Raw genomic sequence first — 26,118 nt, 5'->3', positions numbered from 1 at the left:
GGAAGGGGCCCTTCTTAACAGACGTCTGTTAAGAAGGGGCCCCTCCTTGAACCCCGCCTGAAGGAGTACGCACGATGAGCGTCGTCGAGCAGGCCCGGCGAGCCCGGGACGCGGCGGAAGCCCTGGCCACGGCCACCCGTACCGTCAAGGACGCCGCGCTGCACGCGATGGCCGACGCGCTCGTGGCGCGTACCCCGGAGATCCTGACGGCGAACGCGGCGGACCTGGCGGCAGGGCGCGAGGCCGGGCTGTCGGCGGCCGTGCTGGACCGGCTCGCGCTCGACGAGGGCCGGGTGGCGGCGATCGCCGACGCGCTGCGCCAGATGGCCGCGCTGCCCGACCCGGTGGGCGAGGTGGTACGCGGCTCGACCCTGCCGAACGGCCTGGAACTGCGGCAGGTGCGGGTGCCGTTCGGGGTGGTCGGCATCGTCTACGAGGGCCGGCCCAACGTGACTGTCGACGCCGCCGGGATCTGCCTGAAGTCCGGCAACGCGGCGCTGCTGCGCGGCTCCTCGTCGGCCGCGCACTCCAACGCGGCGCTGGTCGCGGTGCTGCGCGACGCGGTCTCCGGCGCCGGGCTGCCGGCGGACGCGGTGCAGCTGCTCGACTCCAGCACCCGCGACTCGGTGAAGGAGCTGATGCGCGCCCGCGGCCTGGTCGACGTGCTGATCCCGCGCGGCGGCGCGTCGCTGATCCGCGCCGTGGTCGAGGAGTCGACGGTCCCGGTGATCGAGACCGGCGTGGGCAACTGCCACGTGTACGTGGACGCCGCCGCCGACCTCGGCAAGGCCCTGGCGATCACGCTGAACGCCAAGACGCAGCGCCTGTCCACCTGCAACACCGCCGAGTCGCTGCTGGTGCACCGGGACGTCGCGGACGCGTTCCTGCCGGCGGTGCTGGCCGCGTTCGCCGACGCCGGGGTGACTGTGCACGGCACGCCCGAGGTCGCCGCCCACTCCGACGCCGTGGTCGCGGCCACCGAGGAGGACTTCGGCACCGAGTACCTCTCCGCCGACATCTCCGTCGCAGTGGTCGACTCGCTCGACGCGGCGGTCGCGCACATCCGCCGGTACGGCACCGGCCACACCGAGGCGATCGTCACCGACTCGCAGCGGGCGGCCCGGGAGTTCGTGGCCCGGGTGGACTCGGCAGCGGTCATGGTCAACGCGTCCACCCGCTTCACCGACGGCGGCGAGTTCGGCTTCGGCGCGGAGATCGGCATCTCGACGCAGAAGCTGCACGCACGCGGGCCGATGGGCCTGCCGGAGCTGACCAGCACCAAGTACGTGGTCACCGGAGACGGTCACCTGCGCTGATCGGTCCGGTCCTCTGGGCGGCCACCAGTACGGGGTGGTGGGGGCATCATGGTGCCTCCGATGCCACCATCTCGCCGAACTGGTGTTGATCAACTGGCCGGGCTAGGCGATCTGGAGTGGATCCCCGTCCGCCGTTGGCGGTGTGACGAGCGGAGGCAGCCCCGGGGGCACCGGAGCAGCGGGCGGCACCGGGCCGGACGGCGGGTCCGGCACTGACGGCGCAGCCGGCACGGTGCTCCCGTCGGGGAGCAGGTCGGGCGTGACGATCCAGGCGGACCACGGCCCCTGCCCGCCGTCCGGACCGGCCGACGAAGCGGGCGCAGTCCCCGGCCCGGCCGACGAAGCGGGCGCAATCCCCGGCCCGGCCGACGACACGCCACCCGGCCCCGGCGAAGGGTCGGAGCCGAGGCGGTGCGACGGCGGCCCGGCATCGGGAGCCGGGGCGGGCGACGCAGGCGCGGGCGCGGTTACCGGCGGGGCGGGCGACGCAGGCGCGGGCGCAGGCGGCGATGTGGGGAGGCGGCGCGGGCGCGGGGCCGGTACGGCCGGCGGCGCGGGCAGCTCCGCGGCCTGCGGCACCACGAACGGCGCTCCGGAGGCCGGGGCCTCGGGCGTGTTCGGGCGGCACGCGCGGATCGCCCGCAGCGTGGTGTGCACGTCGAACTGGTGGCCGTCGTCGCTGTCCCAGCCGCCGTCGCTGCGCTGCGTCTCGGCGAGCCGCCTGCGCGCGGAGACCAGCAGCCACTGCTCCTCGCCCACGTCGACCCGGCGCAGCGTGGCGGCCAGCCAGGCCACGTCCGCCGGGGACATCCGGGGGATCCGGTCGGCCAGCACCGCCTGGATGCGCGCCGACTCGTAGTACATCTGCTGGCGGTGCAGCACCGCGGCGGCGAGCCAGCCGGCGGGCAGGAAGGACGGCCAACTGCCGTCCGGGGCGAGCTGGGCGGCGAGCGCCTGGGCCGCCGCCTGCACCACACCGGCGTACGCGCCGCCGACCCGGTGGTCGAGCGGACCGGCGGCCCGCGCGTCAAGACCGGCCACTGTCAGCCAGAACCCGGCGTTGGCTGTCTGGTAGAGCCGGGCCTCGGGGTCGCCCGGGGCCGCCCACTCGGGGGCGAGCCCGGCCAGCGAGGGGTCCTCGTCCCAGCCGCCGTCGGGCAGTTGCCGGGCGGCCAGCCAGTCCAGCGCGTGCCGGGCGGCCGGGCGGCCCAGCGCGCCGAGGTCGTCCAGCTCGGCCAGGCGGAAGCAGGTCGCGTCGATCGAGGCGACCTCGCCGTCGAGGACCGCGGGCCAGCCGCCGCCCGGCGCCTGCCCGGCCTCGGCGGCGTCGAGCACGTCGGGCGGCACCGGAGCGCCGGAGCGCAGCCGGGAGAGACGGGCGCGGTCCACCGCGTCACCGTGAGCGACGACGAATCCGATCGCCGCGTCCAAGTCGACCACGGCACTGACGGTACTGGCGCGGCCGAGGTTACGCCTCGGCAGCTCGGTCAGGGCCGGTACCGCCCACCGGTCGTCGAGGGCATCCGCCGGAGGGTTGCCCGACCCGGCGTTTGCCCACGCCAGGGGCGCGGAAAGCACGACGGGCCCGCCCGGAGCGCCGGGCGGGCCCATCGACACGACTCAGTACGCGGGCAGCGACGGGTCGACCTGCTTGACCCAGGAGAGCACACCGCCCTGGAGGTGCACCGCGTCGGAGAACCCGGCCGCCTTCAGCGCGGCCAGCGCCTCGGCGGAGCGGACGCCGGACTTGCAGTGCAGCACGATCTGCCGGTCCTGCGGGAACTTCGCCAGCGCCTCGCCGGACAGGATCTCGCCCTTGGGGATGAGCGTCGCGCCGGGGATGCGGACGATCTCGTACTCGGCGGGCTCGCGCACGTCGACCAGGAAGATGTCCTTGCCCGAGTCCTGCCAGTCCTTCAGCTCCAGCGCGGTGATGGTCGAGTCGACCACCGCCTCCTGCGCCTCGTCGGAGACGGCGCCGCAGAAGTCCTCGTAGTCCTCCATCAGGTCGGTGAGTGTCGGGTTCTCGCCGCAGAGCACGCAGTTCGGGTCCTTGCGAACCTTGATCTTGCGGTAGCTCATCTCCAGAGCGTCGTAGACCATCAGCCGGCCGACGAGCGGCTCACCGATGCCGGCGAGCAGCTTGATCGCCTCGTTGACCTGGATCGACCCGATCGACGCGCAGAGCACGCCGAGCACGCCGCCCTCGGCACAGGAGGGGACCATGCCGGGCGGCGGGGGCTCCGGGTAGAGGCAGCGGTAGCAGGGGCCGTGCTCGGCCCAGAACACCGACGCCTGGCCGTCGAAGCGGTAGATCGAACCCCAGACGTACGGCTTGCCGAGCAGCACCGCCGCGTCGTTGACCATGTAGCGGGTGGCGAAGTTGTCGGTGCCGTCGACGATCAGGTCGTACCGGGAGAAGATGTCCCGGACGTTCTCCCGGTCCAGCGCGGTGTTGTGGATCTCCACGTTGACCAGCGGGTTGATCTCGCGGATCGACGCCGCGGCGGACTCGGCCTTGGACCGGCCCACGTCGGAGACGCCGTGGATGACCTGGCGCTGGAGGTTCGACTCGTCGACGGTGTCGAAGTCGATGATGCCGAGCGTGCCGACACCGGCCGCGGCCAGGTAGAGCAGCGCCGGCGAGCCGAGGCCACCGGCACCCACACAGAGCACCCGGGCGTTCTTCAGCCGCTTCTGCCCCTCCACCCCGACGTCCGGGATGATCAGGTGGCGCGAGTAGCGGCGGATCTCGTCTACGGTCAGCTCGGCGGCGGGTTCGACGAGCGGGGGCAACGACACGGTGGACTCCCCGGGATCGGCGGTGTGACCGCGCCATTGTCGCTCGCCCGGACGGGGATCGGCCATGATGAGGGACACTCGGCCCGAACTGCGGGACCGGGAATAACTCAGACGCCGTCGGTGGGCTCGCCCTCGTACCGCATTCCGCCGATATACGGCCAGGCGTTCGGCAGGCAGCCGTCCAGCCCGTACGTCTGCTGCTGCATCACCGGGGCGGGCGCGCCGGGCTCGGGGCACGCCTGGTGCAGCTCGCCGAACTCGTGCCCGACCTCGTGGTTGATCACGTAGGTGCGGTAGACCTCCAGCGGGGCGCCGTAGTCGGGCACCGCCGTCATCCACCGGGCCAGGTTGAGCACGACCCGGCCGGGCAGCCGGCAGGAGGTGTACCGGTCGGTGCGCAGGCCTCCCTCGGCGCACATCCGCTCGGAGGTGACGGGGGTGGCGAGGTAGACGGTGAAGTCTGCGGCGGCCGCCTCGGGCACCCGCTGCACCCGCAGGTCCCCCGACGCGATCCAGCTGCGCGGGTCGCCCAGTACCGCGTCCACGGTGGCGGCGAACTCGTCGGCGTCCTGCCCCGTGTCCTGCTCGACCTCGACCCGGTAGCGGCGCAGCGGGCCCTCCTGTCCGCGTACCGGAGATCGGCCCTGGGCCACCGCGAACGTGCCGGGACCGGCGGTGGGGTAGCCGGTCGGCGCCGGGGCCGGGACGTCGGCCTCGGCGCCGCGCGCCAGCGACGGTTCGGCGGCGAGCGACGTCCCACCGTGCCCGGGCGACGGCGCGTTCAGCCGGGTGATGCCGACCGCGCCGCCGACGGCCGCGAGCAGCATCGCCAGCAGCAGCACCGAGCGGCGGCGCCGCCGTCGCATCCGGCGCAGGGTGGGACGCTCGGACGGCGGCGCGGCAGGGTTGTCGTAAGGGGACGACGACGTCATGACCTCAGCGTGCCATGCAATTCGGGCATTTAGCTGCTTTTGCCGCCTATGCCGCGAATGTTCTTCACAAACCGGGTGGTCAGAGGGCCGGCCCGGTGTACCGCTTCCCGCCCACGTAGGGCCACGGGTTCGGCCGGCAGCCCTTGAGGAAGAGCGTCTGCTGCTGCATCACCGGCGCCGCCCGGCCCGCGCCCGGGCACCCCTCGTGCCGGTGCCCGAGCTGGTGCCCCACCTCGTGGTTGACCACGTAGAGCCGGTACGTGTCCAGCGGCATCCCGGCGTCGACCAGGTGCGGCGCCGAGGTCCGCCACCGGTCCAGGTTGATCACCACCTTGCCCGGCACCCGGCACGACGTGTACGGCACCCCGCCCACCCGGATGTCGATCCCGCCCGCCCCGCACAGCCGCCCGGCCGTGTCCCGGGTCGCGAGGTAGATCGTGAAGTCGTACCGGTCGTCCGCGCCGACCCGCTGCAACCGCAGCCTGCCGCCGTCGACCCAGCTACCCGGGCCGGCCAGGGCGCGCTGCACCGCCTCGCCGAAGGCGCGGACCTCCTCGCCGGAGCCGTTCTCCACCGCCACCCGGTAGCGGCGCAGCGTCCCCGAGCGGCCGAGCACGCCGCTGGTCCGGTCGTCGTACGCGAAGCTGCCCCGGCCCTTCGCCGGCCCCGGGTCGGACAGCGTCAGCACCGGCGCGGCCGGCGAGCTGGGCGTCACCGCCGGCGGCGGCGCGACGCTCGGCGTGGACGGCTCCCGCGTGGGCGCCGGAGGCTGAGCGACGAACCCGTCGGTGATCCGCGTCCCCGCACCCGCCGACGGCAGTTGCACCGCCACGCCGACACCGACCGCGGCGGCGGCAGCGAAGGCGCAGACCACGAGCGCGGTACGCCAGTGACGAAGCGAGGAACGGGAGCGGGCGGCACGAGGACGGCGGGAGCTGGGCATCCGGCTCAGCCTGCCATGTCACGCTCCGTTCCGCTCTCCCCCATGCCGGTGGTGAGCGACTGTGTCGCCTCGGCGAGCAGGCCGAGCACCGCCCGCGCCACGGTCCGGGGCACCTCCAACTGGGCCACGTGCCCGACGCCGTCGAGCATCAGCAGCCGGCTGTCCGGGATGACCCGGGCCGCCTGCGGCGCCACCCGCACGTCGACCAGCCGATCCTGCCGCCCGCCCACCACGAGCGTGGGCGCCCGTACCGCCGCCGCCTGCCGCCAGAGCGCGCCCTCCCCCGGCAGGTACGAACGCAGGAAGCTGCCGACCAGGCCCCGGAACGTCCGCACGTACGCGGCGGCGTAGTGGGCCGCCTCGTACCGGACCCGGATCTCGTCGATCGCCTCCTGCCGGCGCTGATCGCTGATCCGGGTCAGGTCCGCCACGCACGCCTCCATCACCTGCTGCGCCGTCACCTCCGGGCTGAACTGGGCCAGCCGCCAGGCGGCCAGCCGTTCGCCCCGGGGGATCGCCAGCAACGGGAGCATCCGCCCCTGCAACGAGCGGCGGAAGTCCAGGAACGGCAGCGCGGGCGAGACCAGTGTGAGCGTGCGGACCAGGTCCGGGCGCAACGCCGCCACCCGCACCGAGATCGCGCCGCCGAGCGAGTTGCCGAACAGGTGCACCGGACCCCGGTCGCTGTGCTCGATCCAGCGGATCACCCGCTCGGCGAAGGACGGGATCGTGTAGCGCGGCCCCGGCTCGCTGCGCCCGAATCCGGGCAGGTCGATCGCCTGGCCGTCGAGCCGGTCCGCGAGCAGCCCGGCCAGGTCGGTCCAGTTCTGCGCCGACCCGCCGAGGCCGTGCACGTACAGCGCGGGCTCCGCGCCGGGACCGGTGGCCGGGGTGTCGCGGACGTGTACGAGCGTGCCGTCGAGGCGTACGTGCCGGCCGGGCCAGGGCGGCGGGACGTGGTGGGTGGGAAGGCTGTGCTCCGGCCACAGTGCGGCGCGCTTCATGCCTCCAGTCTTCCCCGCACACGCCGTACCGCACACCGGCTCAGGAGAGCAGCGCCTCCAGCCGCCGGTTCACCGCCGCGAGCGTGGCCCGCACGACCGCCTGCCGGGGATCCCCGGCCACCAGCGCCGAACCGGCCAGCTGCTCCACCCAGCCGTCGCAGACCAGCAGCACCACCACTGTGGCGACCTCGCAGTTGCCGAACGGCACCACGGCGGCGTGCTCCACGAAGCACCGGCCCCGCTCGCCGGCCGGGACGACCCGGCCGAGCAGCTCGTCCACCGCGGCGGCCGCGGCCACCGCGCAGAGCCGCAGCACGTACCCGTCGACAGCCGGGCCGGTCGCGTGCCCCTCGGCCGTCCGGTCGCCGGCGACCAGGCGCACCTCGGTGGTGGCGTCCAGGCCGAACGTGCTCACCAGGACGTGCTCGATCACCACCCGCGGCCCCGGCACGCCGCCGGTGTCCAGCGGTCGCGACGGCGCGGTCTCCGTCGTGGTCATCTGCCCACCGGAGTACGACGTACCGAGCGTGACCGGGCTGCCGGTGGACATGCCGGTCGGCGCGGAGGCCAGCGACGTCTCGTCGACAGCGGCCCGGCCCCGGTGGGTGGCCTGCCGGCGGCGGCGCGGCGGCTCGTCGCCGTCGCCGGGCGCCTCGGCCGGGCGCGTGGCGCGGTCCGCACCGAACCGCGCGTCGCCGGAACGGTTCGCGGCCGGACGTGCCACACCGGCACGCGCCGGCATCTCGTCGCCGCCCGTCTCCTCACCGTTACGGGCCTCGCCCGGCTCCGCCTGCGGGGCACGGGCCTCGACCGGTGCCGGCTGCGTCCCGGGTGCTCGTGTCTCGCCCGCGCGCGTCTCACCGGAGCGGTCCAGCCGGGCCGACCGGCGGCGCAGCGGGGCCGGGGGCGGTACGGCGGGCGCGCCGGGCAGGTTCTGCGGGGCGGCGGCCAGACCCATCCGCTCCTGGAGCAGCCGGGCCACCATGCGGCTGACCTCGGCCGGGTCCGCGCCGTCGGCCAGGTCGAGCCGGAGGCTGTGCGCGCCGGCCGGGGTACGGCGCAGCGCGGCGTCGCGTACGCCCGCCACCTCCCGGACCGCGTCGAGGATCGCGTTGACGTCGAAGCCCTCCGGCCGCTCCCGCAGTGGCGCGGGTTCGTCGTCGCGGCGCAGGTGGGTGGCGATGCGGGCGAGTTCGGGGGTCTCGGCGGACGGTTCCACTGCCGGTGGCTCCGGCACGACGGGCACGTCCGGTTCCGAGGGGACGCGCTGCGGCAGCACGGGGGACGGTTCCTCCGGTCGGGGCTCGGCGACCGCGTCGGCGGCCGGCACCGGTTCCGGTGCGGACCGGCGGGCCGCGTAGGGAGGGGCGCTCGTCGGGTGGGGCGCGGGTGCGCGGTCGAGACGTTGCGCGCCGCCCTGGGCGGGAACGCCCGAGGTCGGCGGGGCGACGGCAGCCGCGTCGGCGGGCGGGGCGGGGGCGTACCCACCGGCCGGGGCGGGCGGGGCGCTGGACACCGGCGGGGCGCCGGGCGCGGGCGGGGCACTCGCCGGCGGGGGACCAGGGGGCGTGATCAGCGGGGCGACCGGAACCGGCGGCCCGGCCCAGGAGGGCCGCTCGTAGCCGTGCGGTGGTTCGGCGTCGCCCCGGGCCAGGCGGAAGGGACGGGTCGGTTCGGGCGTCGGCTCCGGCGCGGCCGGCGGCTCGTACCGGCGCGCCGGCTCGGGCCCGGCACCCGGCTCGTACTGCCGGGGCGCCTCGGACTCGGCGGACGGCGGGTACTGCCGCGTCGTCTCCGGGCCGAGGGCCGGCTCGGCGCGCAGCGGCTCGTACGGCCGTACCGCCTCGGGCCGGGGTGGCTCGTAGGCGGCGGGCGGCTCGACCCGGGCCGGCTCGTACGGCCGCACCGGCTCGGGCGCCCACTCGGCCGCGCGGTCCTCGCGGGCGCTGCGTTGGGCGGCGCTGTCGTCCTCCCACTCCCGCCGCTCGGCGACGGGCTCCTCGGCGCGGCGGGCCGGCGGCTCGTCGGGCCGGGCCCACGGCGGGGCCCAGCCGTCACCCCAGCTCGGGCGGTTCCAGGACGGCCCGGACCAGTCCGGTTCGGCGGCCCTCGGGTCGTCGGCCGCCGGAGTCTCGGCCGCGGCCCGCGGCTCGGCGCCGGCCGCCCGGCCCTCGGGCGGGTGGACCTCGCCCGGTGCGTGCTCCGGCCGGCTCACGGCCGGCGGCGAGGTGACCGGCCGGTCGGCCCAGCCGTGGGACAGCGACGGGGTGGATTCGGTGTTCGGCGCGTGAAAGCCCGGCGGCACCTCGAACCCGGAGGCGGCGGCGCCGACCGGCGGGACCTGGAGCGCCGGGGGCGCGGAGGTCGGCCCGCTCTCGGCCCAGCGCGGGGGCCGGGCGGCCGGGTCGTCCGCGGCGTGCCGGGAACCGGCGGGCTCCCCCGGGTCGGTCGGCTGCTCGATCGCCGGCGCCGGGCGCGGGGCCGGTACGGCCAGCCGTTCGCCGTCGGCAGGCCGGAGCGGCTCGTCCGCGGGCGGGGCACTGACCGGCGCCTGGCGGGTCACTGGCGACTCCTCCCCGGCGTGGTGCACGCCGTTGACGTGGCGGCCGTTGACGCGGCCCGGTTCCGGCGCGGAGTGGCCGGGCAGCGGGGCCGGCAGGTCGCCGTGCCGGGGCGAGGAGGCGGCCCAGCCGCCGAGGTCGCCGTAGGGCCAGCCGCCGGGCGCCGGAGCGCCGCGGGACCAGCCGTTCGGCGGGGGCGCCCAACCGCCGCCGGTACGGGCCGGGTCGTCCTGCTGGCCCGTCCCGTCGCCGTGCTCTCCCGGGGTGGCGGCTCCGGGTTGCCCTGTTTCACTCACCGCGCGCTCCTTGGTCGCCCCCGCTGAGGCTACCGTGTGGTGACAGTGGCGATAAGTTACAGCGGCGGGCCAATTCCGCGACGGGTTCACGAACCCGGACCGGTTCGGGTGATACGTGCCGGCTCGTACGCAGATACTCGGAGGATCCGATGACCGCAGTGGGGAACGGTGCACAGACCGCCGGTCGGCCCACCCGCCTGCCCCGCTCGGCGCGCCGTAAGCAGCTGCTCGCCGCCGCCCAGGAGGTGTTCGTCGCGCAGGGCTACCACGCCGCCGCGATGGACGACATCGCCGAGCGGGCCGGTGTCTCCAAGCCGGTGCTCTACCAACACTTCCCCGGGAAGATGGAGCTGTACCTCGCGCTGCTGGACACGCACTGTGACGCGATAGTGGCCAACGTGCAGGACGCGATGAGCGGCACCAACGACAACAGGGAGCGCGTCGGCGCCGCGGTGCGCGCGTACTTCGACTTCGTCGACCACGAGAGCGAGGCGTTCCGGCTGGTCTTCGAGTCGGACCTGCGCAACGACCCGGCGGTGCGGCAGCGGGTGGAGCGGGTCGAGCAGGGCTGCATCGCGGCCATCACCGACACGATCATCTCGGACACCGGGGTCAGCCGCTCGCACGCCGAACTGCTCGCCTCGGGCCTGGTCGGCGCCGCCGAGACGGCCGCCCAGTTCTGGCTCGCCGGCGGCCGTCAGGTGCCCAAGGCGGAGGCCGAGGCGCTGGTCGCGGCCCTGTCCTGGCGCGGCATCGCCAGCTTCCCGCTGCAAGGTGAGTCAGCCTGAACATCGGGCCGCCGGATCGGATAGCCTTCCCACGGTGGCTTTTTCGCCCCAGTTGAGGAGGCACAGTGGAGGTCAAGATCGGCGTGCAGTACGCGCCGCGGGAGCTGGTCCTGGAGAGCGCGCAGTCGCCGGCCGAGATCGAGCAGATCGTGACCGACGCCTTCGCCAAGAGCGAGGGCACCCTCTCCCTGACCGACGAGAAGGGCCGGCGCGTGATCGTGCCGGTCGGCAAGGTCGCCTACGTCGAGATCGCCGAGGCGTCGCCCCGCGCGGTCGGATTCACCGTTCGCTGATTCCCGCGGCACCGGCCGCCGTGGCGGGCCTCCCCGCCACGGCGGCTCAGTTGTTCAACCCGACCGACGTCATCCGCGCGGTGTGCGCCTCGGTCAGCCGGCGCAGCAGCTCCGGCACGTCCCCGCCGGTCCGCCCGATCAGCGCGACGAGCGCGCCCCGGTCGGCGGCGGCCACCCGGCCCGCCTGGGAGAGCGCCTCACCGAGCAGCCGCCGCGCCCACATCGACAGCCGCCCGGCCGCCCGGGGATCGGCCTCGATCGCGGCCCGGATCTCGGCCGCGGCGAACTCGGCGTACCGGGAGTCGTGCAGCACGTCGAGCAGCAGCGTCCGGTCCGGCCCGTCCAGGCCGTCGGCGATCCCGCGCAGGAAGTCGTCGGTGATCGCGTCGCCCACGTACGCCTTCGTCACCGCCTCCGCCCAGTCCCGCGGCTCGGTCGAGTCGTGGTACGCCCGCAGCGCCTCGACGTAGGGGGCCATCGCCTCCTCCGGCGTGACGCCCCACGCGGCGAGCCGGTCGGTGAGCCACCTGTAGTGCGCGATCTCGGCGGCGGCCATCTCGCTGAGCGCGGCCCGGCGGCGCAGGTCGGGCGCGAGGCGCGCGTCGGCGGCGAGGCGGTCGAACGCGAGCAGTTCGCCGTAGGCGACGAGCCCGAACAGGTTGGTCGCGGCGGGATCGGCGGCGGCAGGGTCGGTCGCGGCGGGGTCGGGGGCGGACACGAGCGCAGGCTACCGACGTTGTGACTGTGACTCAAGTCACAGCGAACCGCCCCGCGTGCACGGCCACCACCTGGGAATCGGGACGACTCAGGGACCGTTCAGGTACGATGAGACAGTTGCCGTGGGCACCGAATCGGTCACTTGCTGATCAACGCCGGTCCCCGACGCGCGTGCGGCCCGGTCCGGCTCGGCGAAATCGCCCCTGACCGCGTGGCCCGCGCCACACCGATCGCGCCCTGAGGACCTGAGGGGCGCACCACGAGAGGGCACCCCCAAATCCATATGAGCGAGCAGATTTCCGGCCAGCCACTGGCCCCCACCGCTCCGGTCCCCCCGGAGGCACCCACGTTCGCCGCGCTCGGTGCGCGGCAGGAAACCGTCGAGGCGCTGGCCGCCGCCGGCATCACCCGCGCCTTCGCGATCCAGGAGTACGCGCTGCCGATCGCGCTGCGCGGCGTCGACCTGATCGGGCAGGCGCCGACCGGCACCGGCAAGACGCTCGGCTTCGGCATCCCGCTGCTGGAGCGCGTGTTCGCCCCGTCCGAGGGCAGCGACGGCGTCCCGCAGGCGCTCGTCGTCGTACCCACCCGTGAGCTGGGCATCCAGGTCGCCAAGGACCTCGACGCCGCGGGCCGTACCCGGGGCGTCCGGGTGCTGCCGATCTACGGCGGCGTGGCCTACGAGCCGCAGATCGAGGCGCTGCGCAAGGGCGTCGAGATCCTGGTCGGCACCCCGGGCCGCCTGCTGGACCTGCAGAAGCAGAAGCACCTGCGGCTCGACCGGGTCCGCGCGCTCGTCCTCGACGAGGCCGACCGCATGCTCGATCTGGGCTTCCTGGACGACGTCGAGAAGATCCTGGCGATGCTGCCGGAGGACCGGCAGACCATGCTGTTCTCGGCCACCATGCCGGACCCGATCGTCGCGCTGTCCCGGCGCTTCCTGCGCCGCCCGGTGACCATCCACGCCGGGCACACCGCCGAGACCGGTCCGTCGCCGCAGACCACGCAGCTCGCGTACCGCACGCACTCGCTGAACAAGGTCGAGATCGTGGCGCGCATCCTCCAGGCCGAGGGCCGTGGGCTGACCATGATCTTCACCCGTACCAAGCGGGCCGCCGACCGGGTCGCCGAGGATCTCGACTTCCGCGGCTTCGCCGTCGCCGCCGTGCACGGTGACCTCGGTCAGGGCGCGCGCGAGCGGGCGCTGCGGGCGTTCCGGGCCGGCAAGATCGACACGCTGGTCGCGACCGACGTGGCGGCGCGGGGCATCGACGTCACGGGCGTCACGCACGTGATCAACTACGACTGCCCGGAGGACCAGGACACCTACACCCACCGCATCGGCCGTACCGGCCGGGCCGGGGCCACGGGTTCCGCGGTGACGTTCGTCGACTGGGACGACATGCCCCGCTGGCGGATCATCGACAAGACGCTCGGGCTGGACATGCCCGAGCCGCCGGAGACGTACCACACCTCCGCGCACCTCTACACGGACCTGGCCATCCCGACGGACGTCAGCGGCACGCTGCCGACCGCCGAGCGCACCCGCGCCGGCCTGTCCGCCGAGGTCGAGGAGGACCTGGGCGGCGTCGGCCGGTCGCGCCGGGGCGCACGGCGCGGCGACAGCCGGGGCCGCGAGCGCGGCGACCGCGACCGCGGTCGTGGCCGGGGCGGCGAGGGCGGTTCGTCCGCCGGTTCGCCCGCCGCACAGGCCGACGCCGGGGACGACGAGACCCCGCGTACGCCGCGTCGTCGGCGTCGCCGCCGGGCCGGCGAGACGGTGGCCGGTGAGCCGACCGCGGTGATCGGCACCGAGGGCGCGGCCGAGACCGCCGCCGCACCGCAGCAGGCCGCGGAGGGTGAGGCGGCGAGCAAGCCGCGTCGCCGTCGCCGTCGCCGCAGCGGCAGCACCGGCGCGCCCGCCGAGGCCACCAACGCCGACTGACGAACACCAACGGATACGGCCTCCCGGACCCCGGTCCCGGAGGCCGTCCCCATCCCCGGGCCCTCTCGCTCACTCGCCGACTGCGACGATCATGAAGTTGACGGCGCGACACGCCGTGCTCACGGCCGCCAACTTCATGACCGCCGGGGCGAGGGCGAGGGCGGGAAGCAGGAAGGTAGGTACTGATGCCGGAAGCGTTGGACTCGGCGCTGGCCGAGGTGCGGGCGCTGCTGCTCGCGCCGGGGCTGACCCGCGCGGTCGCCGCCGGGCGCCGTCGTGGGCAGCGTCCCTCGGTGGTACGCGCGGAGCTGCGCCCGGTCACGCTGAAGGCCGGTCCGCGGTTGCAGATCGCCGTCTCCGACGGATCACGGCCGCACACCCGCAACGTGGCACCGGGTACGGAGGCCGGCGCGGCTGTCGACGAACTGCTCGCCGAGCCGTTCGGCAACTGGCACGTCGAGACCGCCGACGCCACGCTCCAACTCCGGGTCACCAAGTCCGGCGAGGCGCAGGTGCACCGCGCGGCGGCCAGCCGTCCGGCCGCCGAGCCGGGCGGGCACGACCGGGCGAAGGAGTGGCTGCTCGACCCCGGTGATCCCCTGTTCCGGGAGATCGGCGGCTCGGCGGCCAAGCGCCGCCAGGTCGACGCGTTCCTGCGCGCGCTCGCGGCCACGCTGCCCGACGACCTCACCGGCCCGCTGCGGGTGGTGGACCTGGGCTGCGGCAACGCGTACCTGACCTTCGCCGCCTACCGCTACCTGGTCCAGCGCGGCCTGGACGTGACGCTCGTCGGGGTGGATGTGCGCGAGGACCAGCGCCGCCGCAACACCGAGCTGGCCGAGCGGCTGGGCTGGGCCGACCGGGTGGGCTTCGTGGCCGGCACCATCGCCGAGGCGCCCGTCGACCCGGCGCCCGACCTGGTCCTGGCGCTGCACGCCTGCGACACCGCCACCGACGAGGCGCTGGCCCGGGCGGTGCGCTGGGGCGCCCGCTGGGTGCTGGCCGCGCCCTGCTGCCACCACGACCTGGCCGCCCAGCTCCGGAGCGGTCAGGCGCCCGCGCCGTACGAGCTGCTGACCCGGCAGGGCATCCTGCGGGAACGGTTCGCCGACGTGCTCACCGACTCGCTGCGGGCCGCGCTGCTGCGGCTGCACGGGTACCGCGCCGAAGTGGTGGAGTTCGTCGACTCCCAGCACACGCCGCGCAACCTGCTCATCCGGGCACGGCGGACGGCAGGCGCGCCCACCGACGGGCAGCGCGCCGAGTATCGCGAGCTGGTCGGCCAGTGGGGTGTCACGCCCCGGCTGGAGACGCTGCTGGCCGAGGCGCGCTGAGCCGAGGCGCGCTGAGCCGAGGCGCGCTGAGCGGGCCGGTCCTACCGCCCGCGCTCGCCCCGGTTGCGGTCGCCCCGGTCCAGCACCGACACCCGCTCACCACGGGTCGGACCTCGCTCGCCGTCGTGTGACGCGCTCCGGAACGGCACCACCTTCCCGGCATGCTCGGCGTTGCCGGCGGCGGCGAAGGCGTTCCACGAGATGTCCACGAGCAACCGCTTCACCTCGGCGTGCCGGACGGCCGCGTTGCGCTGCAACGCCATCCGCGCGCCGAGCACCACAGCGGCCAGTGTGGTGCAGATCGCGCCGGTCGCGGCGATCAGGTGCACGCCGGTCGCCTCGCCTCCGCGTACCGCCAGCACCAGCAGCCAGATCCAGAAGCCGAGCGCGAACACGGCGGCCTTGGCCACGAAGAAGAGGCTCACCGCGCCGGGGCGATGCGGTACGGGGCGGTCCGGCTCGGCCATGCTGTTCCTCCATCGACATCCGGGATTCCCTCAGCTTAGTTGACCGGCGGCAACTTTCCGTAGTCGGGCGGTCCCGCCAATGAGACCTCCGGACCGATCAGTCAGTTACTTCTCCGGCCCGGCGTACTAGGCTCGGTGCGCGAGCCGGGCCACCGGAGGAAGGGGACAGATCCACCAGGGATGGGTTCCGCAGACGTTTCGCCACAGATGGCCTTCGCGCGCTTCGTACGACGGGCCATCGACGCCGCGCGCGAGGAGCGCGGCTGGACGGTGACCGACCTCGCCACCCACACCGGCGTCGGCCGCTCCACTGTGTTCCGCTGGCTGGCCGGCGACTGGCAGGACTACCCCGAACTCGCGAAGGTCCGCGGCTTCTGCGCCGCCCTCGACCTGCCCGTGGCTGCGGCGTTCCGCGCGCTGGGCCTGCCCGACGCCGGGCCGGTGCCCCGCCGCCGGGGCGCCGAGGACGGCCCGGTGGAGGCCGACGTGCGCGTCATCCTGGATCGGCTCGCCGACCCGAACGTGCCCGCCGAGGAGAAGCACCACATCCGCGATCTGCTCCGCTACCTGGCCCGCCGCCCGGTCCGCCGGGCCGGCTGAGCGCCGGTCGGGCGACGAGGGCTCAGGCCACCGTCAGCGTGAACTCGGCGGTCCGCACCACGCCGCCGACCTGGAAGTCCAGGAACATCCGGTAGCTGCCCGGCCCCGGCGCGGTCAGCCAGAACGTCACGTCGTCGCCGTCGCGCACCGGCTCCGGGTGCACGTGCAGGTAGCCGAGATCGCCCTCGCGCAACGCCACCAGGTGCCCGTACGCACCGAGGTACGGCTCCAGCGCCGCCGCCGTGCCGTCCGCGCCGGTGACCCGGAACCGCAGCGGCACCGACTTCCCCACCTCCGGCGTGCCCGCGTACCCGACGGTGAACCCGTCGACGGTGGCCGACGTGGCGGCGGCGGGCAGCGGCCGCGGCCGGTACGCGCCGGACGCGGTCAGGTCGGCGCCGAGCACCACGGCGACCTGGCGGCCGTCGTCGGCCACCGCGGTGAAGTCCGCGTACATCCGCCAGGGGCCCGCCTCCGGCGCCGTGATCGGCACCGACCAGGTGCCGTCGGCGGCCATCGTCGGGTGCAGGTGCCGGTAACCGCCGAGGTCACGCCGGACCATGATCACGTGCATCGGCTTGTCGTGCACGACGGCGAACCGGGTGACCGCCCGGCGCTGGTCGTCGCGGATCTGGAAGCGCAGCTCACCGGCGCGGCCCGCGACCAGCTCGGTCGACGGCACCAGCGTGTAGCCGGCCGAGGTGATCGACAGTCCGGTCGCGCCGTCGCCGCCGCCCTGGGTGACTGTTGCGCCGTCGTGCGTGTGCGCGCCGGTCCCGGGTGAGTGGGCGTGCGCGCCGCCGTCGGCGCCGCCCGTGGCGACCCCGCCGGCCGTCGCGCCGGCGGGCCGGGCCGGGTCGGCCGGCGCGTTCATCCGCCCGAGGCCGAAGCCGAGCAGGACGGCGAGCACCAGGCCGCCCACCACCAGGGCCAGCCGCAACGTCTCCCGGTCGACAGCGACGGGCCCGGCCGAACCGGCCGAACCACTCGCGCCGTCCCCGGCCAGCGCCGCGTCCCCGGGCAGAGCCGCGTCCGCAGACCGTCCCGCGCCCTCGGACGGAACAGCGTCACCGGGCCGCGCGGCGTGGCCGGGCTGCGCCGCGGGAACGCCGGAACCGGCCTCGGAGTCGTCGGGGACGACGCCGGTGCCGGACGTGACGGACGACGACTCAGGCACCGCCGCCGACCAGCTCGTACCCCGCCTCGTCCACAGCGGCACGCACGGACTCGACGGGCAGCGGCGCCGCGCTGGTGACAGTGGCGGTGCCGCTCGTCAGATCGATCCGGACCTCGTCGACACCGGGCAGCGCGGACAGCTCCTCGGTCACCGCCTTGACGCAGTGTCCGCAGGTCATCCCGGTCACGGTGTACGTCTGGACGACGGGTCGCTGCTCGGTCATGACCCCACGGTACCGCCGCCCGGGTCCGGGCCCGACGACGGTCCGCCGACGGTGGTGACGCTCGCATTCCGCCCGGCCCGGGAACTTTCCGCGCAGCCCGGGAACTGCCGCGCCGACCGGCGGCACGCCACGCCGGGACTCCCGTCAGGCAGGCCGAGGGACGGGTCAGCCGGCCACCGCGAGCGCCAGCGGCAGCACGTCCGGCGCACCGGCCCGGCGCAGCAGCCGCGCCACAGTGCCCATCGTCCAGCCCGAGTCGACGAGGTCGTCCACCAGCAGCACCGGGCCGTCCAGCCCCGCCAGCGCACCGGCCAGCTCGTCCGGCAGGCGGAAGGCGTCGTGCAGCGCGCGTACCCGCTGGGCGCTGTTGCCGCGCGGCCCGCCGCCGCCAGGCCCGGCCGGGACGACCTGGCCGAGCAGCGGCAGCCGGCCCACGGCGGCGATCCGCTCGGCCAGCGAGCCGACCAGCAGCGGTCGCGTCCGGGAGCCGACCGCGACCACGCCCACCGGCCGCCGGGGCCACGGGTCGTCGCCGTGCGCCCACGCCTTCAGCACCTCGACCACAGCGGCCACCACGTCGTCGGGCACCGGGCCGTCCGGCGCCTCCGGCCCGACCAGCCCGCGCAGCCGCCCACCCCACCCCAGGTCGGACAGGCGGCCCACGGCCCGGCCGGGCAGCGCCTGCTCCGCCGGGGGGATGCGGCCCTTCAGGGGTACGCCGACCGACTCCAACCCGGTCGGCCAGAGCTTCTTCGGCGGGATCGGCACGCCGGGCCGCCCGAGGAACGTCTGCGCGGCGGTCAGCGCCTGGTCGGAGACAGCGGCGTCGAACAACGGGCCGGCGCAGTTGTCGCACCGCCCGCAGTCCTGCGCCCCCGTGTCGTCCAGCCCTTCCCGCAGGTAGCGCATCCGGCAGCCGGACGTCGAGGCGTACTCCCGCATGGCCCGCTGCTCGGCGGCGCGCGCGTCGGCGACGCGCCGCAACCGGGCCTCGTCGTAGACCCAGGGTTCGCCGGTGGCGAGCCAGCCGCCACGCACCCGGCGGACCGCGCCGTCCACGTCGAGCACCTTGAGCATCAGCTCCAGCCGGGCCCGGCGCAGGTCGACCACCGGTTCGAGGGCCTGGGTGGAGATCGGCCGTTCGGTGTCCAGCGCGGCGAGCACGGCGCGCACCTGCTCCTCGGGCGGGAAGGCGAGCGAGGCGAAGTACCGCCAGATCGCCGCGTCCTCCACGCCGGGCAGCAGCAGCACCTCGGCGTGCTCGACGGCCCGGCCGGCGCGGCCGACCTGCTGGTAGTAGGCGATCGGCGAGGGCGGCGCGCCCAGGTGCACGACGAAGCCCAGGTCGGGCTTGTCGAAGCCCATGCCGAGCGCGCTGGTGGCGACCAGCGCCTTGATCTTGTTGTCCAGCAGGTCCTGCTCGGCGGCCCGCCGGTCGGCGTCCTCGGCCTGCCCGGTGTAGGAGGCGACTGACCAGCCCCGGCCGCGCAGGAAGTCGGCCGTCTCGGTGGCCGCCGCGACGGTGAGCGTGTAGACGATCCCCGAGCCGGGGAGCCGGTCCAGGTGGTCGGCCAGCCAGGCCAGGCGGTGGGCCGGGCTCGGCAGATCGAGTACGCCGAGGCGCAGCGACTCGCGGTCCAGGGTGCCCCGCAGCACCAGGGCGTCACCGAGCTGCTCGGCCACGTCCTGGGTGACCCGGGCGTTGGCGGTGGCGGTGGTGGCGAGCACCGGCGTGCGCTCGGGCAGGTTGGCCAGGAACGTGCGCAGCCGCCGGTAGTCGGGCCGGAAGTCGTGCCCCCAGTCGGAGACGCAGTGCGCCTCGTCCACCACGAGCAGCCCGGTGGTGGCGGCGAGCTTCGGCAGCACGCCGTCGCGGAAGTCCGGGTTGTTCAGGCGTTCCGGGCTGATCAGCAGTACGTCGACGGCGCCGGCGTGGATCTCGGCGGTGATCTCGTCCCACTCGTCCAGGTTCGCCGAGTTGATGGTGCGTGCGCGGATGCCGGCGCGGGCGGCGGACTCGACCTGGTTGCGCATCAGCGCCAGCAGCGGCGAGACGATCACGGTCGGCCCGTGCTGATTCCCCTCACGCAGCAGCGCGGTCGCCACGAAGTAGACGGCCGACTTGCCCCAGCCGGTGCGCTGCACGCAGAGCACCCGCCGCCGGTCGACCACGAGCGCCTCGATGGCCCGCCACTGGTCCTCGCGCAGCCGGGCGTGGTCACCCGCCAGCCGCCGCAGCACCGCCTCGGCACGCTCCCGGACGGCCATCCGATCCTGGCTCATCCGGCATTTCTACCAGGGACCACCGACGTCACCGGCGGACCGGGCGGCGACGTGGGCGGCGGTACGGGTGTCGGTGCGGGCGGCAGGAAGATCAGCAGCTCGCGCAACGAGTCCGTCGCCGCCGCCGGCAGCAGGCACCGCGAGGCCAGCTCCTCCATCGACGTGTACGGGCCGCGCATCCGCCGGTCGACCACCACATGCTGCGCCTGCGACCGGGTCAGTCCCGGCAGCCCGCTGATCACGTGGTCCGGCACCGAGTTGACGTCCACCAGTCCGCCGTCGTCGTACGCCCGGGGCAGGTCGGGGCGGCCGATGCGCAGGTCCTCCCGCGCCGACGGGTACTGGTAGAGCAGGTAGCGGGCGTACTCCCGGCGCAGCCGGTTGCGGTCGGCGTACGGCCGGCCACGCCAGAGCCCGCGCAGCCAGGCGAGCAGCCGGCCGTTGAGCAGCACCACGTGCGGGACGCCCGAGATCCAGGTGGTCAGCCAGATCAGGATCATGGCGCCCTCGGGTCCGCTGACCTCCTCCGTCTCGCTGCCGCCGACGACCACCACGAACGTCACGGCGACGGTCAAATAGCAGACCGCGGCGAGGATGCTGCCCCAGCCCCGCCGCCAGATCCCGTATAGCAGCACCACCAGCCAGGTGAGCATGCCGAACGAGAGCAGGGCGATGAACGCGCCGCCCACAGTCGCGACGACGCTCAACCACCCGGGCACTCCGGCCGGACGCCGGGACGGCGGCACGGCACCGAACAGCGGCGCGACAGGGGGCGCGACCCAGGCCGGCAGGCCGGTCGGCGACTCACCCGGGCCGGCCGGTGGCGGCGGGAACGCACCACCCGGCTGCGCCGAGACGGTGAACTGCACCGGAACGGTGAGTTGAGCCGAGACCGTGGGCTGGGCCGGAGCGGCGGGCTGGGGCGGCGCCGTGAGCGGAAGCGGGCTCTCGGCCGGGCTGGTGGGCAGCAGCCGGGCCGGTGCCTCGGCGGGGGCCGGAGACGGCTCCGGGCCGCCGACCGCCCACCTGTCGCCGGGTCCGGCCGGACGACGCGGCGCCTGCGCGAGGAGATCCGGGTCGGCGCGCAGAATGCGCCGGTGCAGATCCTGGAGCGGCTCCCCCGGCTCGATGCCGTACTCGTCCCGGAGCAGCCCGGCGTAGTCACGGTAGGCGGCCAGCGCCTCGGCCTGCCGTCCGCTGCGGTGCAGCGCCAGCATGAGCTGGTGACGCAGCCGTTCCCGGACCGGGAACTCGGCGACCAGCTCGACCAGCCGGCCGACCAGCTCGCCGTGCCGGCCGTCGGCCAGCTCCAGTTCGGTACGCGTCTCCAGCGCGACCGCCCGCATCTCCACGAGGCGGTGCCGGGCCGTCTCGAAGTACGCGCCGCCGAACCCGGTGAACGGCTCCCCCTGCCACAGCTCCAGCGCGGCGCTCACCTCGGTCAGCGCCTCCGCCGTACGCCCGGCCGCCTGTGCCGCCCGCGCACGCCGCACGCCGCGCTCGAAGCGCGCCACGTCCACCGCCTCGGGCGGCACGCGCAGCAGGTAGCCCGCGTCGGTGAGGGTGAGCACCCGGGCCGGCGTACGCGGCGACCGGTCGGGTTCCAGCATCCGGCGCAGACCGGCCACGTGCTTCTGCACCACGTTGAGGCCGTTCACCGGCGCCTCGTCCGGCCAGACCGCCTCGACGATCTGCCCGGTCGGCACGGGACGGCCCGCGGCGAGCAGCAGCACGGCCAGCACGGCCCGCTGCTTGGCCGCGCCGAGATCGAGTGGTCGGCCGGCGTACCAGGCCCGCTGCGGGCCGAGGAGTTCGAAGCGCAGCGCCTCTGACATGCGAGTTTCCGCCCCCGTACCGACTGCCCCCGCCCACCGTGGCCGACGGCAGTCGGACGGCAGCATAACGGCAGCGGGAACGCCGTGACGGCTGGCGATACTTCCCCGGCAACAATCACCTGGGAAAGCGAGTCGAACACCATGACGCAGCGAATCGGTTCCGCCGCGAGCCTCCGGCGGATCGCGGCTCTCGCGACGGCCGTGCTGGCCACCACCGTCCTGTCCGCGGGGTGCGGAACCGGCGACGCCTCCGAGGGCACCGGAGCGGCGCCCAGCCCGTCGGCCGACCCGAAGGCCGCGCTGCTGGCCGCCGTGCCGGACGAGAAGGACCCGGCCTTCCGGTTCTCCACCATCGAGGGCGCGGAGAAGTTCGACGGGGTGGTCGACCCGGCGGCGCAGGGCCTCGAGTTGTCCATGTCGGAGAAGATCAAGGACCCGGAGTTCACCATGGCGATGACCTTCCGGGTGATCGAGGAGGACATCTGGGTCCGGGTCAAGCTCACCGGCATCCCCGGTCTGCACGACATCATGAAGCTGCCGAAGCGCTGGATGCTCCTGGACCGCACCAAGCTCGACGACGCCTCCGACGTGCCGGTCTACCAGAACGCCGACCCGGCCAACACGGCCGCGGTGATCCGGACCGCGGAGACGGTCGAGGACCGGGGCAACGGCACGTACGGCGGGTTCGCCGACCTGACCGCGAACGCCGACATCCGCGAGAACTTCAGCACCGTGGACGTGGACGCGCTCGGTGACGCGGCGAAGAAGGTGCCGTTCACGGCTGTGGTCGGGCCGGACGGGAACCTCACGTCGCTGACCCTGGACGTGCCGGCCGCGGGCAAGAAGAAGGCGATGAAGCTGGTCGCCAAGTACTACGACTTCGGCAAGGCGCCGAAGCTCAGCGCACCGACCGGCGCGCAGGTGCAGAAGGCGCCGGCGTCGGCGTACGAGATGCTCAACGGCTGACCACGACGGACGTGCGAGGGGCGGTGGCCACACGGGGGGCCGCCGCCCCATCCGCGTGTCAGCGGCCGAGCACGTCGCCCCGGTCGATCATGAAGTTGGCGCGGCCGGACACGGCGTGTCGTGCCGTCAACTTCATGATCGACCGGGGCGGGGCGGGGTCAGCGGGAGCGGCGGAGGGCGGTCAGGAGGGGGGTTACGCGGGAGCGCAGGCTGGCCAGGCCGCCGGGGAAGAAGTAGACGGCCAGGATGAACACAGTGCCCAGGACGAACAGGGGCTGGCTCAGCGGGTGGCTGAGGAACGCGGGCAGGCTGTTCACCGCCTCGCTGCTGCCGAACGCGGTGAGCCGGTGGTCCAGGTACATGTAGAGGACGCCGCCCAGCACCGGCCCCCACCGCGTGCCGGGGCCGCCGAGCACCACCATGACCAGCAGCGACAGCGTCAGCTCCGACGAGGTGATGTGCGGGCTGGCGCCGCCGACGATCAGCACGTAGACCACACCGCCGGCCGACGCGAGACCGCCGGCCAGCGTGAACGCGACGAGCTTGAACCGGTACGGGTCGAGCCCCAGCACCCCGATCCGCCGCTCGTCGTCGCGCAGCCCGGCGAGCACCCGCCCGGTCGGCGAGGCGCTGACCCGGTGCACCACGAGGACCACGATGGCCAGGTACGCCAGCGCCAGCCAGTACAGGTTCACCGTGTTGGTGACGCCCACCAGCGCCGACGGCAGCCCGGAGACGTCCAGCGGCAAACCCTCCTCGCCGCCGGTGAGACCGCCGAAGTCGCGGGCCACCAGGATCGCCCCGACCTGCGCGAACGCCAGCGTCACCATGGCGAACGCGATGCCCACCGTGCGCAGGGCCACCGCGCCGAGCAGCGCGGCGAGCGTGGTCCCGCCGATCACCGTGAGCACGGCGGCCTGCCACAGCGGCAGCCCGGCCTTGGTGACCAGGATGTCGGTGCCGTACACGCCGGCGGCGAAGTAGAGGGCGTGGCCGAAGGAGAGCATGCCGGTACGCCCGAACAGCAGGTCGTACCCGGCCGCGAGCCCGCCGAAGACCAGGCAGATGGCGAGCAGTTGCAGCGTGCCCGGCGAGTTCAGCGGCCCCTCGAAGATCCCCGGCAGGTGCAGTGTGGAGTACGGCAGGATCGCCGCCACCACGAGCGCGACCAGCGGCAGGTACGGGCGCAGTCCGTGCCAGCGGGCGCGGCCCGGGCTCAGCTCGTCCGGTACCGCCGCCGGGGGTGCCGGCGCCTCGGCGCTCTTGACCTCGGTCATGCGTGAGCCACCTTTCCGGCCAGGCCCTGCGGACGCAGCAGCAGCACCACGGCGAGCAGACCGACCACGCACAGGTCGCCCAGCCCGGACGTGCCGTAGTAGTTGACGAACTGTTGCAGCAGCCCCACCGCGACCGCCGCGTACGCGGACCCGACCACCGAGCCCATCCCGCCGATCACCACCACGATGAACGCGAAGATCAGCAGCGAGCCGCCCTGCCCCGGCGAGACGGTCCCGAAGTAGACGCCGCCGAGCGCGCCGGCCAGCGCGGCGGCGGCCCCGCCGATCGCGAAGACGAGCGTGAACGCCTTGCGCACGTCGATGCCGAGCGCCGTCACCATCTCCCGGTTCTCCACGCCGGCCCGGATGATCAAGCCGTACCGGGTCCAGCGCAGGAACGCCAGCAGCGCCCCGAGCACCACAGCGGCGGCGACGATCAGCAGCAGCCCGGCGTTCGGCACCTGGGCGCCGAGCACCGATGTGACGCCCCGGCTCCAGTCCGGACGCGGGAACGGCCGCGGATCAGCGCCCCAGGTGGCCTGGAGCAGCGCCACCCCGGCCAGCGACAGGCCGACGGTGACGAGCACCTGCTCGATGGTGCGGGAGTACAGCGGCCGGATCAGCACCAGCTCCACGAGCACCGCGACGAGCGAACCGGCCAGCACGCCGAAGACGACAGCCAGCACGAAGCCGAACCCGTCCGGCCCGGCGCCGGGCAGGTTGCCCGCCGCCCACCAGGTCGCGTACGCGCCCACGCCGAGGAACAGCCCGTGCGCGAAGTTGAGCACGTCGGCGAGGCCGAAGACGAGGGACAGGCCGGAGGCCACGAGGAAGTACAGCGCCGCCAGGCCCAGCCCGGTCAGCGTCAGCAGAACCACTGTGTTCACGAGTGCACCTCCGCCGAACCCACACCGAGCAACGACTTCGTCAGCGCGGTCTCCAGCAGCAGTTCCTGGGCGTCGCCGGTCCAGGCGACCTTCCCGGCGGAGAGCACCACCGCGTCGGTCGCCAGCCGCCGTACCACCGCCAGGTTCTGCTCGACCAACAGCACCGGAACCGACTCCGCCACCCGTTCCAGCACCTCGGCCACCTCGGTCACCACCTTCGGGGCCAGCCCTTTCGTCGGCTCGTCGACCAGCAGCAGCCGGTTGTCGTTCAGCAGCACCCGGCCGATCGCGAGCATCTGCTGCTGCCCGCCGGACAGCGAGCCGGCCCGTTGCCGTCCGCGCCGCTCCAGCTCGGGGAAGAGCGAGAAGACCTTGTCGTACGCGGGCGTGACGCCCCGCCGTTCGGCCAGCCGCAGGTTCTCCGCGACGGTGAGCGCGGCGAAGACGCAGCGGTCCTCCGGCACGTAGCCGAGGCCGTCGCGGACCAGCCGGTGGGTGGGGCGTGCGAGCAGGCTCCGCGCCCCCATGCGTACGCTGCCGCGCACCTCACCGCCGCGCGGCGTCAGCCCGACGATCGCGCGCAACGTGGTGGTCTTGCCGACGCCGTTGCGTCCGAGCAGCACCGTCACGCCGGTCGGCGCGACCTCGAACGACACCCCCTGGAGGATGTGCAGCCCGGCGATCCGCACGGACAGGTCCGCCACGGACAGGACAGGTTCGGTCATTTAGAGCGCCTCCCCCAGGTACGCCTCCTGCACGGTGGCGTTCGCCATCACCGTGTCCGGGGTGTCGCACGCCAGCAGCGCGCCGTGGTGCATCACGGCGATCCGGTCGGCCAGTTCCAGGATCACGTCCATGTGGTGTTCCACCATGAGCACCGCCCGGCCGCTGTCGCCGGTCAACGACTTGATCACGCTGACCAGCTCGGGCACGTCCTCGGCGCTCACCCCGGCCATCGGCTCGTCCAGCAGCATCACGCGGGGTTCACCGGCGAGCAGCAGCGCGATCTCCAGCTTGCGCTTCTCGCCGTGGGCCAGGGTGCCGGCGAGCGCCGTACCCCTGTGGTGCAGGCCGACCCGGTCGAGCGCCGCGTCGGCGGCGGCGGCCACCTCCCGGTCGGCCGCCGCCCGCCGCCACAGCTTCATCGAGCCACCCCGGTGTGCCTGTACGGCGAGCCGGACGTTCTCCCGCACGCTCAGCGAGCCGAAGACCGAGGACGCCTGGAAGGTACGCCCCAGTCCGAGCCGGGCACGCCGGTGCGGCGGAAGCGCGGTGATGTCCGCGCCGTCCAGCAGGACCGTGCCCTCGGTGGGCCGGCGCAGGCCGGTGATCAGGTTGAACAGGGAGGTCTTGCCGGCGCCGTTGGGCCCGATCACGCCGAGGAACTCCCCCGGCGCCAGATCGAGGTAGACGGAGTCGACGATGGCGACCTCACCGATCCGCCAGGTCAGACCGCGGGTGGCGAGCACGGG

Annotated in this window: 22 protein-coding genes and 1 pseudogene; 7 read left to right on the top strand and 16 right to left on the bottom strand. The window is 74.6% G+C overall.

Annotation, left to right across the window (positions count from 1 at the left end; translation table 11 throughout):
- Window positions 1–74: 74 nt before the first annotated feature.
- Window positions 75–1,316 carry a glutamate-5-semialdehyde dehydrogenase gene (locus FB454_RS14160; protein ID WP_013288684.1) on the top strand — a complete coding sequence of 414 codons (1,242 nt, stop codon included), beginning with the start codon at window positions 75–77 and terminating at the stop codon, window positions 1,314–1,316.
- A gap of 621 nt (window positions 1,317–1,937) precedes the next feature.
- On the opposite strand, the pseudogene FB454_RS35375 reads toward FB454_RS14160, so the two are convergent.
- The 6 genes and pseudogenes from FB454_RS35375 to FB454_RS14130 form a co-directional block, all read right to left on the bottom strand.
- Window positions 1,938–2,807 (bottom strand): annotated as a pseudogene (locus FB454_RS35375) (hypothetical protein); the annotation flags it as partial.
- Between the two features lie 129 nt (window positions 2,808–2,936).
- Window positions 2,937–4,184 carry an adenylyltransferase/sulfurtransferase MoeZ gene (gene moeZ / locus FB454_RS14150; protein WP_030269268.1) on the bottom strand — a complete coding sequence of 416 codons (1,248 nt, stop codon included), beginning with the start codon at window positions 4,182–4,184 and terminating at the stop codon, window positions 2,937–2,939.
- Between the two features lie 41 nt (window positions 4,185–4,225).
- A complete protein-coding gene (locus FB454_RS14145; RefSeq protein WP_145823045.1) occupies window positions 4,226–5,050 on the bottom strand; it encodes a DUF3152 domain-containing protein in 825 nt (274 codons plus the stop codon).
- 79 nt (window positions 5,051–5,129) lie between these two features.
- The gene (locus FB454_RS14140) at window positions 5,130–5,993 is read right to left on the bottom strand and encodes a DUF3152 domain-containing protein (RefSeq protein WP_071097711.1); all 864 of its coding nucleotides are present in this window, start codon (window positions 5,991–5,993) and stop codon (window positions 5,130–5,132) included.
- 5 nt (window positions 5,994–5,998) lie between these two features.
- Window positions 5,999–6,997 carry an alpha/beta fold hydrolase gene (locus FB454_RS14135; RefSeq protein ID WP_030269264.1) on the bottom strand — a complete coding sequence of 333 codons (999 nt, stop codon included), beginning with the start codon at window positions 6,995–6,997 and terminating at the stop codon, window positions 5,999–6,001.
- 40 nt (window positions 6,998–7,037) lie between these two features.
- Entirely contained in the window at window positions 7,038–9,854 is a 2,817-nt protein-coding gene (locus FB454_RS14130; RefSeq protein WP_145823044.1) for a hypothetical protein, read from the bottom strand.
- Between the two features lie 149 nt (window positions 9,855–10,003).
- Between FB454_RS14130 and FB454_RS14125 the strand changes: the two genes are divergently transcribed.
- Together FB454_RS14125 and FB454_RS14120 are read left to right on the top strand one after the other, a co-directional pair.
- On the top strand, window positions 10,004–10,642 hold the full coding sequence (locus tag FB454_RS14125; protein ID WP_145823043.1) for a TetR/AcrR family transcriptional regulator: 639 nt from the start codon (window positions 10,004–10,006) through the stop codon (window positions 10,640–10,642).
- A 65-nt stretch (window positions 10,643–10,707) separates the two neighbouring features.
- Entirely contained in the window at window positions 10,708–10,935 is a 228-nt protein-coding gene (locus FB454_RS14120) for a DUF3107 domain-containing protein (RefSeq protein ID WP_013288692.1), read from the top strand.
- A 46-nt stretch (window positions 10,936–10,981) separates the two neighbouring features.
- Here FB454_RS14120 and FB454_RS14115 read toward each other — a convergent pair whose 3' ends face one another.
- On the bottom strand, window positions 10,982–11,653 hold the full coding sequence (locus tag FB454_RS14115; RefSeq protein WP_145823042.1) for a ferritin-like fold-containing protein: 672 nt from the start codon (window positions 11,651–11,653) through the stop codon (window positions 10,982–10,984).
- A gap of 282 nt (window positions 11,654–11,935) precedes the next feature.
- On the opposite strand from FB454_RS14115, the gene FB454_RS14110 reads away from it, so the two are divergent.
- Complete coding sequence (locus FB454_RS14110) at window positions 11,936–13,597, top strand: DEAD/DEAH box helicase (RefSeq protein ID WP_145753904.1); 1,662 nt, start codon at window positions 11,936–11,938, stop codon at window positions 13,595–13,597.
- 185 nt (window positions 13,598–13,782) lie between these two features.
- Window positions 13,783–14,931, top strand: a complete 1,149-nt coding sequence (locus tag FB454_RS14105) for a class I SAM-dependent methyltransferase (protein ID WP_145753902.1) — start codon at window positions 13,783–13,785, stop codon at window positions 14,929–14,931.
- A gap of 41 nt (window positions 14,932–14,972) precedes the next feature.
- Here FB454_RS14105 and FB454_RS14100 read toward each other — a convergent pair whose 3' ends face one another.
- Window positions 14,973–15,398, bottom strand: a complete 426-nt coding sequence (locus FB454_RS14100; RefSeq protein WP_071097700.1) for a hypothetical protein — start codon at window positions 15,396–15,398, stop codon at window positions 14,973–14,975.
- Window positions 15,399–15,578: 180 nt separating this feature from the next.
- Between FB454_RS14100 and FB454_RS14095 the strand changes: the two genes are divergently transcribed.
- Window positions 15,579–15,998, top strand: coding sequence for a helix-turn-helix domain-containing protein (locus FB454_RS14095; protein ID WP_026268433.1), 420 nt, complete (start codon window positions 15,579–15,581; stop codon window positions 15,996–15,998).
- A gap of 22 nt (window positions 15,999–16,020) precedes the next feature.
- Here the strand turns inward: FB454_RS14095 and FB454_RS14090 are convergent, their stop codons facing one another.
- From FB454_RS14090 to FB454_RS14075, 4 genes are all read right to left on the bottom strand, one after another.
- Window positions 16,021–17,175 carry a hypothetical protein gene (locus FB454_RS14090; RefSeq protein WP_145753900.1) on the bottom strand — a complete coding sequence of 385 codons (1,155 nt, stop codon included), beginning with the start codon at window positions 17,173–17,175 and terminating at the stop codon, window positions 16,021–16,023.
- Window positions 17,168–17,398: a heavy-metal-associated domain-containing protein gene (locus FB454_RS14085; RefSeq protein WP_013288699.1), complete on the bottom strand. Its 231-nt coding sequence runs from the start codon at window positions 17,396–17,398 to the stop codon at window positions 17,168–17,170. The genes FB454_RS14090 and FB454_RS14085 overlap by 8 nt, the downstream gene beginning before the upstream one ends.
- A 165-nt stretch (window positions 17,399–17,563) precedes the next feature.
- Window positions 17,564–19,681 (bottom strand): DEAD/DEAH box helicase, encoded by a 2,118-nt coding sequence (locus FB454_RS14080; RefSeq protein WP_186461597.1) that lies wholly within the window; start codon window positions 19,679–19,681, stop codon window positions 17,564–17,566.
- Entirely contained in the window at window positions 19,678–21,516 is a 1,839-nt protein-coding gene (locus FB454_RS14075; RefSeq protein ID WP_145823041.1) for a BTAD domain-containing putative transcriptional regulator, read from the bottom strand. Before FB454_RS14075 ends, FB454_RS14080 begins: the two co-directional genes overlap by 4 nt.
- 141 nt (window positions 21,517–21,657) lie before the next feature.
- On the opposite strand from FB454_RS14075, the gene FB454_RS14070 reads away from it, so the two are divergent.
- Window positions 21,658–22,482, top strand: coding sequence for a hypothetical protein (locus FB454_RS14070; protein WP_013288702.1), 825 nt, complete (start codon window positions 21,658–21,660; stop codon window positions 22,480–22,482).
- A gap of 158 nt (window positions 22,483–22,640) precedes the next feature.
- Here FB454_RS14070 and FB454_RS14065 read toward each other — a convergent pair whose 3' ends face one another.
- The 4 genes from FB454_RS14065 to FB454_RS14050 are packed head-to-tail and all read right to left on the bottom strand — an operon-like array spanning window position 22,641 to window position 26,115.
- Window positions 22,641–23,759 (bottom strand): branched-chain amino acid ABC transporter permease, encoded by a 1,119-nt coding sequence (locus FB454_RS14065; RefSeq protein ID WP_145823040.1) that lies wholly within the window; start codon window positions 23,757–23,759, stop codon window positions 22,641–22,643.
- The gene (locus FB454_RS14060; RefSeq protein WP_013288704.1) at window positions 23,756–24,646 is read right to left on the bottom strand and encodes a branched-chain amino acid ABC transporter permease; all 891 of its coding nucleotides are present in this window, start codon (window positions 24,644–24,646) and stop codon (window positions 23,756–23,758) included. Before FB454_RS14060 ends, FB454_RS14065 begins: the two co-directional genes overlap by 4 nt.
- On the bottom strand, window positions 24,643–25,371 hold the full coding sequence (locus FB454_RS14055; RefSeq protein ID WP_013288705.1) for an ABC transporter ATP-binding protein: 729 nt from the start codon (window positions 25,369–25,371) through the stop codon (window positions 24,643–24,645). The genes FB454_RS14060 and FB454_RS14055 overlap by 4 nt, the downstream gene beginning before the upstream one ends.
- On the bottom strand, window positions 25,372–26,115 hold the full coding sequence (locus tag FB454_RS14050) for an ABC transporter ATP-binding protein (protein WP_013288706.1): 744 nt from the start codon (window positions 26,113–26,115) through the stop codon (window positions 25,372–25,374).
- Window positions 26,116–26,118 lie beyond the last annotated feature (3 nt).

This window comes from Micromonospora sp. CNZ297 (assembly GCF_007827625.1).
The sequence above is the reverse complement of the archived record's forward strand: the minus strand, read 5'-3'. Positions and strand labels throughout refer to the sequence as shown.